General features: G+C 27.2%; 16 protein-coding genes. 12 read left to right on the top strand and 4 right to left on the bottom strand.

From position 1 onward, the window contains the following. Nucleotides 1–783, top strand: a 783-nt coding sequence (locus SPJ33_RS06930) for an Ig-like domain-containing protein (protein ID WP_321117239.1), incomplete at its 5' end; no start/stop codon positions are given. Between the two features lie 103 nt (nucleotides 784–886). On the opposite strand, the gene SPJ33_RS06935 is transcribed toward SPJ33_RS06930, so the two are convergent. The 3 genes from SPJ33_RS06935 to SPJ33_RS06945 all read right to left on the bottom strand — a co-directional run bounded on the left by SPJ33_RS06935 (nucleotide 887) and on the right by SPJ33_RS06945 (nucleotide 2,926). Continuing rightward, entirely contained in the window at nucleotides 887–1,081 is a 195-nt protein-coding gene (locus tag SPJ33_RS06935; RefSeq protein WP_321117240.1) for an alpha/beta-type small acid-soluble spore protein, read from the bottom strand. A gap of 233 nt (nucleotides 1,082–1,314) precedes the next feature. Further along, entirely contained in the window at nucleotides 1,315–2,277 is a 963-nt protein-coding gene (locus tag SPJ33_RS06940; protein WP_321117241.1) for a P1 family peptidase, read from the bottom strand. A gap of 58 nt (nucleotides 2,278–2,335) precedes the next feature. After that, nucleotides 2,336–2,926, bottom strand: coding sequence for an ECF transporter S component (locus tag SPJ33_RS06945; RefSeq protein WP_321117242.1), 591 nt, complete (start codon nucleotides 2,924–2,926; stop codon nucleotides 2,336–2,338). Between the two features lie 368 nt (nucleotides 2,927–3,294). Here SPJ33_RS06945 and SPJ33_RS06950 point away from each other — a divergent pair, with 368 nt between their 5' ends. The 7 genes from SPJ33_RS06950 (at nucleotide 3,295) to SPJ33_RS06980 (ending at nucleotide 7,875) form a co-directional block, all read left to right on the top strand. Further along, on the top strand, nucleotides 3,295–4,275 hold the full coding sequence (locus tag SPJ33_RS06950) for a PD-(D/E)XK nuclease family protein (protein ID WP_321117243.1): 981 nt from the start codon (nucleotides 3,295–3,297) through the stop codon (nucleotides 4,273–4,275). Further along, complete coding sequence (locus SPJ33_RS06955; RefSeq protein WP_321117244.1) at nucleotides 4,256–4,822, top strand: NUDIX hydrolase; 567 nt, start codon at nucleotides 4,256–4,258, stop codon at nucleotides 4,820–4,822. Before SPJ33_RS06950 ends, SPJ33_RS06955 begins: the two co-directional genes overlap by 20 nt. 149 nt (nucleotides 4,823–4,971) lie before the next feature. Further along, complete coding sequence (locus SPJ33_RS06960; RefSeq protein ID WP_321117245.1) at nucleotides 4,972–5,409, top strand: ACT domain-containing protein; 438 nt, start codon at nucleotides 4,972–4,974, stop codon at nucleotides 5,407–5,409. Nucleotides 5,410–5,561: 152 nt separating this feature from the next. Next, nucleotides 5,562–6,176: a hypothetical protein gene (locus SPJ33_RS06965; protein ID WP_321117246.1), complete on the top strand. Its 615-nt coding sequence runs from the start codon at nucleotides 5,562–5,564 to the stop codon at nucleotides 6,174–6,176. Nucleotides 6,177–6,231: 55 nt separating this feature from the next. Next, a complete protein-coding gene (locus SPJ33_RS06970; RefSeq protein ID WP_321117247.1) occupies nucleotides 6,232–6,366 on the top strand; it encodes a clostri-philic family protein in 135 nt (44 codons plus the stop codon). 157 nt (nucleotides 6,367–6,523) lie between these two features. Beyond that, nucleotides 6,524–7,294, top strand: coding sequence for an EFR1 family ferrodoxin (locus tag SPJ33_RS06975; RefSeq protein WP_321117248.1), 771 nt, complete (start codon nucleotides 6,524–6,526; stop codon nucleotides 7,292–7,294). A gap of 17 nt (nucleotides 7,295–7,311) precedes the next feature. Continuing rightward, nucleotides 7,312–7,875, top strand: a complete 564-nt coding sequence (locus SPJ33_RS06980; protein ID WP_321117249.1) for an NUDIX hydrolase — start codon at nucleotides 7,312–7,314, stop codon at nucleotides 7,873–7,875. A 31-nt stretch (nucleotides 7,876–7,906) separates the two neighbouring features. Here SPJ33_RS06980 and aspD read toward each other — a convergent pair whose 3' ends face one another. Continuing rightward, a complete protein-coding gene (aspD, locus tag SPJ33_RS06985; protein WP_321117250.1) occupies nucleotides 7,907–9,553 on the bottom strand; it encodes an aspartate 4-decarboxylase in 1,647 nt (548 codons plus the stop codon). Between the two features lie 239 nt (nucleotides 9,554–9,792). Here aspD and SPJ33_RS06990 point away from each other — a divergent pair, with 239 nt between their 5' ends. The 4 genes from SPJ33_RS06990 to SPJ33_RS07005 all read left to right on the top strand — a co-directional run bounded on the left by SPJ33_RS06990 (nucleotide 9,793) and on the right by SPJ33_RS07005 (nucleotide 14,927). Beyond that, on the top strand, nucleotides 9,793–11,514 hold the full coding sequence (locus SPJ33_RS06990) for an MFS transporter (RefSeq protein ID WP_321117251.1): 1,722 nt from the start codon (nucleotides 9,793–9,795) through the stop codon (nucleotides 11,512–11,514). A 14-nt stretch (nucleotides 11,515–11,528) separates the two neighbouring features. Continuing rightward, complete coding sequence (gene cax, locus SPJ33_RS06995; RefSeq protein WP_321117252.1) at nucleotides 11,529–12,578, top strand: calcium/proton exchanger; 1,050 nt, start codon at nucleotides 11,529–11,531, stop codon at nucleotides 12,576–12,578. 145 nt (nucleotides 12,579–12,723) lie between these two features. Further along, nucleotides 12,724–13,926 (top strand): alanyl-tRNA editing protein, encoded by a 1,203-nt coding sequence (locus SPJ33_RS07000; protein WP_321117253.1) that lies wholly within the window; start codon nucleotides 12,724–12,726, stop codon nucleotides 13,924–13,926. 47 nt (nucleotides 13,927–13,973) lie between these two features. Then, nucleotides 13,974–14,927 carry an aromatic acid exporter family protein gene (locus SPJ33_RS07005; RefSeq protein WP_321117254.1) on the top strand — a complete coding sequence of 318 codons (954 nt, stop codon included), beginning with the start codon at nucleotides 13,974–13,976 and terminating at the stop codon, nucleotides 14,925–14,927. The last annotated feature ends 26 nt before the right edge of the window (nucleotides 14,928–14,953 follow it).

Below are 14,953 nucleotides of genomic sequence, written 5' to 3' on the forward strand. Positions count from 1 at the left end.
ACATTAAGTTTAGAAAAAGGAAAGAGCGAAACATTAAAAGCAACAATATCGCCAAGTAATGCAAGTAATAAAGGAGTAACTTGGACAAGTAGCAATAGTAAAGTAGCAACAGTAGATAAAAATGGAAAAGTAAAAGCAATATCAAAAGGAACAGCTACAATTATAGTAAAAACAAAAGATAAGGGAAAAACAGCAAAATGTACAGTAACAGTGAATGATATAAGTAAAGCAAGACAAAAAATACTGGATAATGCAAGAAAGATGGTTTATTTTGAGTGGTCTCCTAAATACCAATTTAGTGCTTGGCGTGCACAGAAGACTTTTAAGCCTGGAACTAAGTATAAAGGAATACCATATACTCAAAATGTACAAGTCAAAAATACTAGTGAATTTATAAGTAAGATTAACTCTAGAAAAGATTTAACTGTAGTAATTGGAGGTATTACTATGCCTAGATATGGAAATGATTGTAGTGGATTTATTAGTGCTGTATGGCAAATACCAAGACAAACTACACCTAATCTTAAAAATGGTAATTATACGACTAAGTTAAATAATTTTAATGAATTGCAACCTGGAGATGCAATTGTTACTATTACTCCATGGGAAAAGAGACATGTAAGATTATTTGTTAGATGGGCTGATAGTTCAAAAACTAAGATGGTTGTATATGAACAAACACCGCCGCAAGCAAAAGAATCCACATATTCAGTTTCTGATCTTAAAGTCAAGGGATATACACCTATTCGTTTAAAGGATGAATATTTAAATAAAATAAAATAAATTAATTATTTGGCAAGTAGTGATGATAAAATAGCAATAAAAAAATGGTAGAAAATTAATTCTACCATTTTTCTATTTATCTAATCTTAGCCTAGATTAAAAATTATTTAATTTTATTTTCGTATTGTTCTACCATTCTTTTTACCATTTCTCCGCCAACGCTTCCGCATTGTTTTGAAGATAAGTCTCCGTTATAGTCTGTAAATGGTACTCCCATTTCATTAGCTACTTCATTTTTGAATTTTGCTAATCCTTCTTTAGCTTCTGGTACTAATTTTGTTGATGAACTTCTTCCCATCGTTCATTCCTCCTTATATATAATATGTTTCGTAAAGTTTATTTGATTTACTTTACACTCATATTTTGTGTCCTTTTAATTTTTATAAACTATAATGTTATAACCAATATTGGAAATAAAATATATATAAGGATAAAAGTTGATATAAAAATATATTAAATTAATATATCTTAGAAAAGAACTTTTTTATTATATGATTTTCTAATTATATTATTCTTAAAAAATATTATATTTTATAAATCATTAAAAGATAAAACACCATTTAAGGTTTTAGCTTCTTTAATTGCTCTTAAAACTGCTTTTTCCATGACATTAGCTGCAATCATACCGACAGTTGTTAAATCTGCATCAACCTTATTAGTAGCCATAGTAAAGATAGTGTCACCATCAAACATTGTATGTGCAGGTCTCATTGTTCTTGCAAATCCATTATGTGCCATTGAAGATATCTTTTTTGCTTGAGCTTTTGAAAATTTAGCATTAGTTACTATTAATCCAATAGTTGTATTACCCTTAAAAGGATTACTTGGATTTTCAAGATTATTTATTAATATTTTTTCACTATCTAAAAATTTATTTGTTTTTCTATCTAATGCTCCTGCAAGAATATTTAAGTTTTTAGGATCTACAACATCACCTAAACAATTTACAGCAACGATTGCACCAACTTTAAGGTCTCCAACTTGAACTGCATAAGTTCCAAGTCCACCTTTCATACAAGTAGAAGGACCAAGAATTTTTCCAACAGTTGCTCCATAGCCAGCGCCTATATTTCCATTTATATCATCTTTATAAGTTTCACTATTTAAACATGCTTTGTATCCCATTTCTTTATCAGGTCTTGCTTTTGGATTCCCAAAGGCTAAGTCAAAAAGTACAGCTGAGCAAACAATAGGCACTTTAGCTACATTAACATCAAATCCTATATCCCTTTCTTCAAGATATTGCATAACGCCAGATGATGCATCAAGTCCAAAGGCACTTCCACCTGCTAAAACGACTGCATGAATTTTTTCAACCATTTCAGATGGATCTAAAAGATCAGTTTCACGAGTTCCAGGTGCGCCACCACGAACATCAACACCGCCTGTTGCACCTTCTTCACATATAATTACAGAACAGCCTGTACAGCCATTTTCATTTTGTGCATGACCAAGTTTTATATCATCTATATCAGTAAATTTTATTTCTTTCATAAATTAAACCTCCGCTATATATTAAAAGCTCCTATATACATATAGGAGCATAAATTTATTACTTTTTAATCTTTTTTAATGTAGTAATTACTGGTATTGTAATTACAGCTGATAATATTGCTTCAGGAATACCATTTGTAACTCCAACAGTAGCAATAGCTGCTCCTGCTGCAGAAGGTTCTATACCTAAAACATGAGCATACTTGTCTAAATAAAAGACATAAGTTAAGCCTAAAACACCTATAGTATTAGTTAATGTTGCAAGCACTGAAGCTATACCAATTGCTAAAGATTCCTTTTTAAGTTTATTTTTTAAGAACTTATAAACATAATATGCAACGATTGCGATTAAAACTCTAGGAACAATTGCAATTATTGGATTATAAAAAATAAATGATGTTGGCATTGGAGCTGTAAATGCTTGATATATTGAAAATAATCCAAATACCCCTCCGACTAATGCTCCTACAATAGGACCTTCAACTATTGCACCAATTATAGCTGGGATATGCATTATAGTAGCTTTCATAAATGGTAGAGGAATAAATCCAAGTCCTGTTAAACCCATAAATATTGATATACCTGATAGCATACCTACTATAACCATTTGTCGAAGACCTAATACCCTTTTTGTTGTACTTCTTTCCATCTTGTACCTCCGTTCTTATTCCATTTTTAGGATATAATTCGGCAAAAAACAATTATAATTTTTTGATTTTTGCGTTCAGTTTCTTTGTAAGAATACCGACAGTATATATTTTACAATGAAGAATATATAGTTTCAATAGATATTGTTAAAAATTTATCGAATTCATTTATAAATAAAAATAAAATGAGAGAATAAGCTAAATAGAGGGGGAAAAGAAAATATATTCTGAAAATTTAAAAAAGATAAAGTAGTATTGAAAATATATGTATGAATAAATTGGTTTTCTATAGAGTTTTATGGAGAATATTATTTTATGAAAGTTTTTTAGAGAGTATAATATAAGTTATATGGTAATTATGGAGGATTATATGAAAAGAGAAAGTTTTTTAATTAAATCGTATCCAGAAAAATCTTGGAGCACATCAAGAATGAAAAGTATAAAGTCTTGTTTAAGAGAATATTATTATAGTTATTATGGCTATTATAGGGGTTGGGATTATGAGGCTTCAGAAGATAGAAAAATAACTTGGAGATTAAAGAAGCTAACAAATATATGGATTGCTTTTGGAGATGTAATTCATGAAGGAATAAAGGCTGTAATTAAATATAAAATTAATAATAAAGATAATGAGATAGATATAGATAAATTTAAAGAGTTTATAAGAAAAAGATTAAACAATATTGTTTTTAAAAGTAGTAGAAGAGATAGTAAATTTAAGTGGGATGAATATCCAAGTGGGGAGATGTTACAAGAATATTATTATGAAGGTAAATTGGATAAAGAAGATATAGATGAAATAAAAGAAAGAATAGAACAATGTGTAGAAAACTTTTTTGAAAGCAAGACGTTTTTAGATATAAAGCAAGGAAATTATTCAAACATACTTGAAGTTGATGAAAAGACTTTTAATTATATACTTATAGATAAAGTTAAAATTTTTGCTATAATAGATATGCTTTATATTGATAATTCTGGAAATTGTATTATAGTAGATTGGAAAACTGGAAAATATGATGAAGATCATGAGGAGCAATTATTAGTATACTCACTTTATGTTATGGAAAAGTATAAAATTCCGGTTGAAAATATAAGAGGAAGGATAGAATATCTATTAACAGGTGAAAATGTTGAATTTAATGTTACTAATGAAGATATTGAAGCTATAAGATCTAGAGTAAGACAAGAGATTAATGTTATAGATGCTATGCTTTGTGATAAAGAACTTAATAAGCCACATGATAAAAGTATGTTTATAATGACAGATCAAGATTATAAATGTAAAAGGTGTAAATATAAAAGATTATGTGAAGAGGAAAAAGGAGAAGGTTATGAAGAGGTTAGGAATTAAAAAACAAACAAATAATAAGTATTTAAATATGTATGAATTAGATCTTGAAAATAAAAAGGGAAATTTAAAAAAATACTTCTTTGCAAGTAGAAGAAATGATGATGAACTTGCATGCAAAACTAAAGATCATACAAAAGCAGATGGTGTAATGATAATACCAATCACAAAAGAAGGAGAGGTTGTTTTAGTTAAACAATTTAGACCTGTAATTGATGATTATATATATGAGTTCCCAGCTGGCATTATAGATCCAGGAGAAAGCATGGAAGAAGCTGCAAAGAGAGAATTATTTGAGGAAACTGGGCTTACTGCAACAAGCTATGAAGTATTTTTAAAACCAAGTTATACTTCTGTTGGAATGACTGATGAAACAACAGCAATTGTAAAAATGGATGTATGTGGAGAAATTAGTACAGAGAATATAGAAGAAAATGAAGAAATAGAAGTTATTAAGGTAAATATTAAAGATTGTAAGGAATTTGCTAAAAATAATAATATTTCAATAAAGGGCGGTATAATATTAAGTTTAATAGATAGCGTAATATAAAATATTAATTATGAATGTATTTAAATAAAATACAGTTGTATTTTTATAGAGAGCATGTTACTATTGAAAAAGAACTTTGGCAATAAGCAATGATATACTTAATTATATCTTAAATAATGAGGGCGCTTTGTTATAAAAGGTGGTAATTAATGAAAGGTAATTATTTAGTTGTAGACAAAAAGGTTTTACCTGATGTATATGAAAAAGTGTTAGAAGTTAAGAATATACTTAAAGAGGGAAAAATCAAAGAAATAACAGAAGCAACAAAAGTAGTTGGAATAAGTAGAAGTGTATATTATAAGTATAAAGATCATGTATTTGAATTTTCAGAAAGTATACAAGGTCGTAAGATGACTTTTAATATGATTATAAATCATAAAAAAGGTGTTTTATCAGATGTTTTAAACTACATTTCAGATAAAGGTGGAAATGTACTCACAATAAACCAAAGTATACCTATAAATGATTCTGCAAATTTAAGTATAACAATTGATATGTCAACTTTAGAGTGCGATATATCATCACTTCTAGATGGATTGGAAAAAATGCCTAATACTTTAAAAGTTAGTTTTATAGCAATGGAATAAGAGTTTAAAAAAGTAATGCATACGTGTATTACTTTTTTATTTTAAATTGTAAATATTAGAATTAATAGTTTGAATTTAATTGAATTAGCTTTATAAAAATAGTAGTATTTAATAGTAATTTATATTTTATTATTAAGGAGAATATCAGTGAAGTGAAAAGAAAGGTTATAATTATAGCAATTGTAATACCAGTATTTTTAAGTGGGATATATTTTATAAATCATAGTAAAAATTTAGGCAAAGTATTTGAAAATACCGATAATAAAGAAAAAGTTGTACAAGCATTACAAAATTATAATAAGATTGATGGAAATACAAATAAGCAAAATGTGAAAAATATATCATTTAATACTGAAGAGATATTAGAAAATATTAAAGGTATATGGGGAAATGGTGTAATCTGTAGTTATAAGCTAGATTCTAAACCAACAAATGATGTCATTAAAAAATATTCAAATTTAGCTAAAAAAAATATTATAATATCAAATAAAAGATATTTTAATGTTTTCGATAGTGTTTCTTATAATAAAGTTTTTAAGAATCCATGTTATAAGGTAAGTAAAATAAATGATAGCCTTATAAATTATAATAATAAGGATTTAAATATAATAAAATCATCACTTGATGGCTTATATACTGATGGAGATGTATATAAAATAACTGTTAATAGTAAAAATTTAGAATATGTACCTGTGTTCTATACTAATGGGAATGTACTTAGAGTTGATTATAAAGATTGTTCTTTTATATATACAAAGCTTAATTAAATGAATTTTTATATAAAATAATGAGAAAAATAAGCTTTGAAAGGAGCGTGGTGATATGCCAAAGAAAGATAACCTTGGAAATCCTATGCAAAAAGGTAAAAGAAGACAAAGATTACATGAAAATCAAAACAATGTAGGTAATCAAAAAAATCCACCAAAATATAAAAGTTTTGATGGCGAATACCTATAAATAGGCAAATAAAGTAGTGTATATTATTTATACACTACTTTTTATATGCAAATTGTTTACTATTTATCTTTTATCACTTATTATTATATAATTATATTAGTAAGTAGAAAAGTTTTATAATTGCTCAGTATAATTGAAAATATAGTAGGTGATAAATTTGATTAAAATATATTATTTTACATCTACAGGCAATAGCTTGTATGTTGGAAAAGAAATTAAGAAAAAGATAAATGAAGTAGAATTAATATCTATTAAAGAAGCAATGAAGGAAAAGAATTTTGTGTGTGATAGTGATATTGTAGGTATAATATATCCATTACATTGCATGTGTCTTCCAATCATTGTTGAAGAATTTTTAGAAAATCTAGAGTTAAAAGGTAATCCTTATATATTTGCTATTCAGGTTACAGGTGGAGGGAAATCTAGAAATGGATTTATAAGAATAAATGAAATATTAAGCACTAAAGGTTTTAAGCTTAATAATTTTGAAGAAATAAAATATATTTCTAATTATACAAGGATGGGGAAAAATCCAACAAGAGAAAGAGCTATAAAATCTATAGAAAATGAAAAAGATAAACTTGATAACTTTATAGCATCAATACAAAATAAAGAAGATAAGAACAAAAAACTTAGAAAACAAGCTGTTAATAGTTTGCTTTATTCTCTTTGGAAAAATAAATATAAAAATAAGGATAAGCATTTTAATGTAAATAGTAATTGTACAGGCTGTAAGACTTGCGAAAAGATTTGTCCAGTAGATAACATAAAATTAAATGAAAACAAACCAACTTGGAATGGAAACTGCATAGATTGTATGGCATGTATAAATATATGTCTAAGTAAAGCAATCAATATAGGAAATAAAACAGTTAAAAAGAATAGATATATTAATCCATACATAAAAAGAAGTGAATTAATTAGATAATAAATGGCGAGGGTATTATGGAATGGAAAAAGCAAATAGAAGAATATGTTCCTGTAAATGAACAAGAAACTAAGGATAAAGAAAGTATTCTTATGTGTATAAATAATTTTAATGATGTATTTACGAGAGAAAATGTAGTTTGTCATCTTACAAGTTCAGCATTTGTAGTTAATAAGCAAAAAGATAAGGCTCTTATGATATATCATAATATTTATAAGTCATGGTCATGGACAGGCGGACATATAGATGGAGATACAGATTTTTTAAAAGTTGCATGTAAAGAACTTGAGGAAGAGACGGGTTTAAAAAATGCAAAACTTCTTTATGATGGAATAGCTTCTTTAGATGTGCTTACTGTAAATGGACATATAAAAAGAAATGAATTTGTTTCACCACATTTACATTTATCAATAGCTTATCTTTTTGAAGGTGATGAAAGTCAAAAGATTAGAATTAAGGAAGATGAAAATAGTGGTGTGAAATGGATTCCTATAAAAGACCTTAAAAAATACACAGAAAAAGAACCATTTATGCAAAAAGTATATCAGAAGATTTTATATAGAATAAATGTAAAAATGTAAAAAAAACCTAACACAAAAGTGTTAGGTTTTTTTATTGTAATACTGTCTCTTTTAACTTTTCTATTTCTTTATATGAAGATAGTATATCAGTTATTAAATTATGCATGATTCTACCTATCTTGTAGTATTCATAGTCATCTAAATTAGCAAGAGATACTCTAACTGACCATTCTGAATCATCAAAACCACTTCCAGGTAATAAGACAACAGAATAATCTCTAGCCAAATGATAAAGTATATAAACTAAGCTATAGTTTTTAGAAAGGTAGTTTGCAAACTCAGCTCCAAAACTTTTTTCTACCCATTCTAGTATATTAAATTCTACATAATAATAAGCACTATATGGATCATCTTTTAATTTAAGATCTAATCCATCAAATAATAATTGTTTACGACGATGACAAATATCTATTGTTAAGTTTTTATAATTATCATCTTTATCTAATAAAGCAAATGCACAGAAAAAGGCCATTTGTACTTGTTGAGGAGTTGAAAGTCCTGCTGTATGGTTAAGGGCAACTTGTCTACTATCTGCAACTATTCTATCTATAAATGGTATATTTTCATAATCAGTACATAAATTTTCATAACGTGATTTTATAAGTTCTTTTTTATCATGAGGAAGTTCCTTTATTAATTTATCAATTACATTATCTTTATGAAGTGCTATCGTTCCAAGTCTATATCCAGTTACACCAAAATATTTTGAGAATGAATAAACACCTATTGTGTTATATGGAAGATCTGCCATTAATGATCTAAAGTTAGGTACAAATGTTCCATAAACATCATCAGATATTATTATTAAATTTGGATTATCTTCATTAATTATCTTAATTAAATCATTCTTACATTTAGCAGTTAATTCTACTGATGAAGGATTACCAGGATTTACGATAAATAATGCTTTTATTGAATTATCTTTAAGTTTTTCTAATTCACTTTCAGAAACTCTCCAAGAGGGTATTCCCTTATCATTGGATTCAGTTGCTCTTACCTGCACTATATCAAGAGTATATCTTGGTAGATTCGGGATTTCTAAATAAGGGGTAAATACTGGAGTCATTATTGCAATTTTATCACCCTTACACAATAATTCATTAGCTTTTAATGAATCAAATATATAGCACATTGCAGCAGTAGCACCTTCTACAGCAAAGATGTCAAAATTATTATCACTCATATCTCCAGAACACATTTCTTTTACTAGATAATCATGAACTATACTTTCTATATGAGTCAGCATTCTATCAGGGAATGGATAATTATCACCAATTATTCCATCAGTTAATTCATAAACATAACTATCAGGATCAAATCCTTTTTTTATTCCATATTCAATTATATTTATTAAAAGATCCATGCCAGGAGCATTTATATTTTGTTCAGAAAACTCTTTAAATCTATTATATATTCCATATTTATTAGGCATGCCAGCAAGGTCATTTTCTTGCCAAACTCTTTGTGTTTCAAGAACAGCAAATTGTCCAAATGTAAAGAATGATTGTCTTGGAGTAGCAGCAGTCCAATTGGGATTACCTCTACCTGCATCAAGTAATGGACGATTATTTTCATTAAATTCTTTCTTGGCAATATTTATTAGTTCGTTTTTAAATTCAAAAGGACTTATTTTAGTATATATATCCTCTATTTTTCTAAGTTCTTTATTGTAATTCATTTGCTATCCTCCTAAAGGCTTAATTGACTTTAATCTAAAGAAACTATACAACAATTTTTTACGAATAAAAAGAATAAAGTGTAAATAAACTATTAAGATTTACAAAATATACATAAGCACCTATAGAAATTGATAAAAAATAAAGATATGGTTTATTTATAATTTGTTAATATAAATATAATATACTATATGTTGAATTAGAAATGTAAATTATATATTTTTAAAAAGGAGGATTACATATGGAGAATGAATATAGCTATAGCAAAAAAACGCAGAGTGCTCTTATGGTAATGTTTTTGCTTGGAATATTCATTGGAGGAATGGATTCTGGTATTATTTCACCTGCTAGAACAGTTATTGCAGATTCGTTAAATGTAGATGCAAGCAATTCTATCTGGATGGTAACAATTTATACATTAGCTTATGCAGTTATAATGCCTATTTCAGGTAAGTTATCAGATAGGTACGGAAAGAAAAAATTATTTTTATTCTCAATAATTATATTTGGCGTTGGTTCAGCACTATGTGGTGTATCAGATTATGTAGGAGGATATAAGCTTTTACTAATAGCTAGAGTTATACAAGCTATTGGTGGTGGTGGAATAATGCCAATTGCAACAGCATTTATAGGACAAAGTTTTCCAAAAGAAAAAAGAGGTGCTGCATTAGGTTTAGTTGGTGCAACTTATGGTATTGCAACAACTGTTGGTCCATCAATAGGTTCAGCAATTATACAATCATTTGGAACAGATAATTGGGGATTATTATTCTTTATAAATGTTCCAGTATGTATAGTAGTTGTCATAATGGCACTTAAAATTAAAATAGTAGAATTAGAATATGCAAAAAGAAAAATGGATATTAGAGGTAGTGTAGTTGTATCAATAATGATTTTAGCACTTATGTATGCACTTACAAATTTAAAATTCCATAACTTTATTGAATCAGTAAAATCAATTGATGTTTACCCTTACTTAATTATATTTATTATATTATTACCTTTATTTATATATCTTGAAAATAGAGTAGAAGATCCAATAATAAACCTAAACTATTTTAAACATAGAAATATATGTATTACTTTAATATTAAGTTTAGTTGTTGGTTGCGGAATGATGGGAGTTGTATTTATACCACAGTTTGGAGAAAATACATTAAGATTAAGCCAAGGTTCAGGTGGATATCTAATAACTATAATGGCCATTTTTGCAGGAATATCAGCACCGATTGGTGGTAAATTTATAGATGAATATTCAGCAAAAGCAGTAATGCTAGTAGGATTTACTTGTACAATAGTTGGAGATCTTATTTTGGCATTAGTTGTATCAAAAAATTGTAATATGCCACTTTTAATTATATGTCTTTGTATATTAGGGACTGGTATGGGGCTTTCAATGGGTACTCCACTTAATTATTTAATGCAAACATATGCACCACCAGAAGAAACTGCATCAGCACAATCAACATTATCTCTTGTAAAGAGTATTGGGATTGCAGTTTCACCTAATATATTAATAAATTTTGTATCTCAAGCAGGACAAGAAATGCCATCAAAGCTTATGGCTGTTATGCCTAAAATTAAAGGAGTCAACTTATCAAATTCAATGGGAAGCTTTGATATACCTAAAAATATATTAGACTCACTTCAAAATGCAGATGTAACAAATATCACATCAGTTATGAAAAATCTTGCAAGCTTTATGTTTGATAAAGCAAAACCTATGATAGAAAAGAGCTTTGTTGGTCATGTGCCATCTAATGTTAATGTGGATACAATATTTAATGGAATGAAAGCAGATTATTTAAGTAAAGTAGAAGGTGCAAGAGGTGCAATAGAAAGTACTTTCCAACAAACATTAAATAATGGATTTGCAAATTTATTTATAGCTTCAGCTATTATAGCTGCAATTGGATTTATATTCGCATTATTCTTAAATAATAAAGAAAAGCAAAGCAATTAGAAAGGAGAGGTTTTATGAAATTTCTAAAATATTTATTGATATTTATACCTATAAGTATAATTGCTGAATTTATGCACTTATCACCTACAATAATATTTATATTATCAGCACTTGCTATAATTCCACTTGCAGGGCTTATGGGAGAAGCTACAGAACAAATATCATTTTATACAGGTCCAAGTCTTGGTGGATTTTTAAATGCTACTTTTGGTAATGCGACTGAACTTATAATATCATTTTTTGCGTTAAAAAATGGTCTATTTGACGTAGTTAAAGCATCAATTGCAGGATCAATAATAGGAAATACGTTGTTAGTTTTAGGAGCAAGTATGTTAATTGGAGGGATTAAGTTTAAAGAACAAACTTTCAATAAGAAAGTAATAGATGTAAGTTCAAGTATGCTTTTCTTTTCAGTTATAGGTTTAAGCATACCTGCAATATTTACTCATACAGTTAGCCCAGAATTATTAAATACAAAATATGAAGGATTAAGTTTAATAGTTGCAGTTATTATGTTTATAATATATATATTAAGTTTAGTATTTACGTTCTTTACTCATAAAGATATATATAGCGTAGATAATTCTGAAGAAAATACAGAAGAAGCAAAATGGTCAGTTAAAAAATCTATATTAGTTCTTGCTGTTGCAACTATATTAATTGCAATAGAAAGTGAACTTTTAGTTGGTGCAGTTGAACCTATGACACAATCAATTGGACTTAGTGAATTCTTTGTTGGAATAATCTTAGTACCTATAATAGGAAATGCAGCAGAACATAGCACAGCTATTGTAATGGCTCTTAAAAATAAAATGGATGTATCAGTTGAAATCGCTATTGGATCAAGCCTTCAAATAATTTTATTTGTTGCACCAATTTTAATATTCTTAAGCCTTTTATTTACTCCAATGAGTATTGTATTTAATGTATTTGAACTTGTAGCTTTAATTGTATCAGTAATTATTACAAATAAAGTTGCAAGCGATGGTAAATCAAATTGGCTTGAAGGGGTTCAACTACTTGCAGTGTATTTAATTATAGCTGCAGCGTTTTTTGTGATATAAGATTATAAAATAATGATTTTGATATTAGATAAATGGCTATACTATTAATTTAGTATAGTCATTTTAAATTTGAATATTAAAATAAATTTATATAGATGATATACTAAGTTTAGAAAATATAAAGGTACGAGAGGATGTGTATAATTTGGAAAAGTTATATTATATAGATCAATATATAAAAGAATTCACAGCAGAGATAGAAGAAATAATTGAGAAGGACAATAAATTTCATGTTGTTTTAGATAAAACTGCTTTTTTCCCAGGTGGTGGAGGTCAGCCTTGTGATTTAGGGTTTATAGAAGAACATGAAGTTTTAGAAACTTATGAAGATGAAGGAAATATATATCATGTTGTTTCTAAAAAACCTATAAAAATACATAAGGTTAAATGTAAGATAGATTGGAATAGAAGATTTGATTACATGCAACAGCATTTAGCACAACATACTCTTTCAGGATGCTTTTTTAAATTATTTAATCATAATACTGCAGGAATACATCTTGGAAAAGAAGTAAGCACTATAGATATAGTTGGAGAAGTTACAGAAAATCAAATAAGAGAAGCTGAATTATATGCTAATAAAATGATAAATGAAAACTTAAAGGTTGAATTTTTATTCCCAGAAAAGAGAGAACTTAAAAAGATGGGACTTAGAAGAGCTCTTCCAAAAACAAACGAAAAGATAAGAGTTGTGAAAATAGAGGATTTAGATATAAATGCTTGTTGTGGGGTTCATCCAAGTAGAACAATAGAGCTTCAAGTTATAAAGCTTGGAAGATTTGAAAAGCATAAAGGAAATACAAGAATAGAGTTTTTAGCTGGAAATAGAGCTGTAAATGATTATTTTAAAAAAGATAGTTTTACAAAGAATATATGTAATTTCTTAAGCTGTAATGAAGAAGAAGCTATAAATAGCATAAGTAATTTAAATAATCAATTAAAAGATGCTAATAACAAAAATAAAGCCCTTGCATTAGAAGTATCTGAGTATAAGAGTAAAGAGCTTATAGCAAATTCTTACAAGGTAAATGATATATCAATAATTAAAGAAATATACGAAAATGAGGATGTTAAATATATAAGTAAGATTGCAAATAGACTTACTGAAATGGATAAAGTTATAGCATTAATAGCAATAAAAAATGATGATAGAGTTAATTTAATATTTGCATCATCAAAAAATATAAACAATGTAGATATGAATAATCTTCTTAAAGATTCAATTAGTTTAATTGATGGAAGAGGGGGAGGAAATAAATTCCTAGCACAAGGTGGAGGAAAAAATAATAGTAACCTTGATTCTCTTCTTGATTATGCATTTAAAAAAGTAAAAGATTCAATACAGTAAAATAAAGATAATTAACTATATACTTGAAAAAATTCAAGGAGATGAATATGAAGTTTTTTAATAATAGTACATTTAAGATGGCTATATCTGCAACAATAGCTATATTTATAGCACAAGGCTTTAAATTAGAGTTTGCTGTAACTGCTGGGGTAATTGCTATACTTAGCATTCAAAACACAAAAAGAGAAGCATTAATAATAGGGGCAAGAAGAATTATTTCAGCAACAATAGCTGTAATATTATCTTATTTATTATATGTATTGCTTGGTAATAATCCTTTAGTGTTTGGCATTGTTTTATTAATTTTTATTCCTATTGCAAAAAAGTTAAAAATAGAAGAAGGTATAGCAGTTGGAGCAGTTTTATCAACACATCTTTTAGTAAACAATAATATAGATTTAGGTTGGATAGTTAATGAAGAAGCTATAACATTTATAGGTATTGGGGTAGCATCTTTATTTAATCTATATATGCCATCACTTGATGATAAATTTAATGAAAATAAAGAAACTATTGAAAAATTATATAGAGATATAATTTCTGATATGGCAAAAAGCCTTGTAACTAAAGCTATTCCAGTAAATGAGAAAAAAAGACTTGAAGAGGTTGAAAGTTTAGTAGAAGATACTAGAAGTTTAGCTTATAAAATTAACAACAATAATTTATTTAAGAAAAATCTTTATTTTGTAGATTATATAGAAATGAGATCAAAGCAATTAGAAGCAATAAAAAGAATGATGTCTCATTTTTCAAGATTTTCAATAACTTATGATCAAACATTAATAATGTCTAAATTTACAGAAAATATAGCTAATAATATATATGCAGATAATGATTGTGTAGAATTGATTTGTAAGCTAAATAACTTAAGAAATAATTATAAGGAAATGCAACTTCCAAAAACAAGAGATGAATTTGAAAATAGAGCAATGCTATTTCAATTTCTAAATGATTTAGAGGATTTCTTATTAATAAAAAAGGAATTTAAAAAGACATATTAAAATTTTATTTAGTAGTGCTAAATAAT

Source organism: Clostridium sp., from assembly GCF_034179595.1.
Lineage (GTDB): Bacteria > Bacillota > Clostridia > Clostridiales > Clostridiaceae > Clostridium.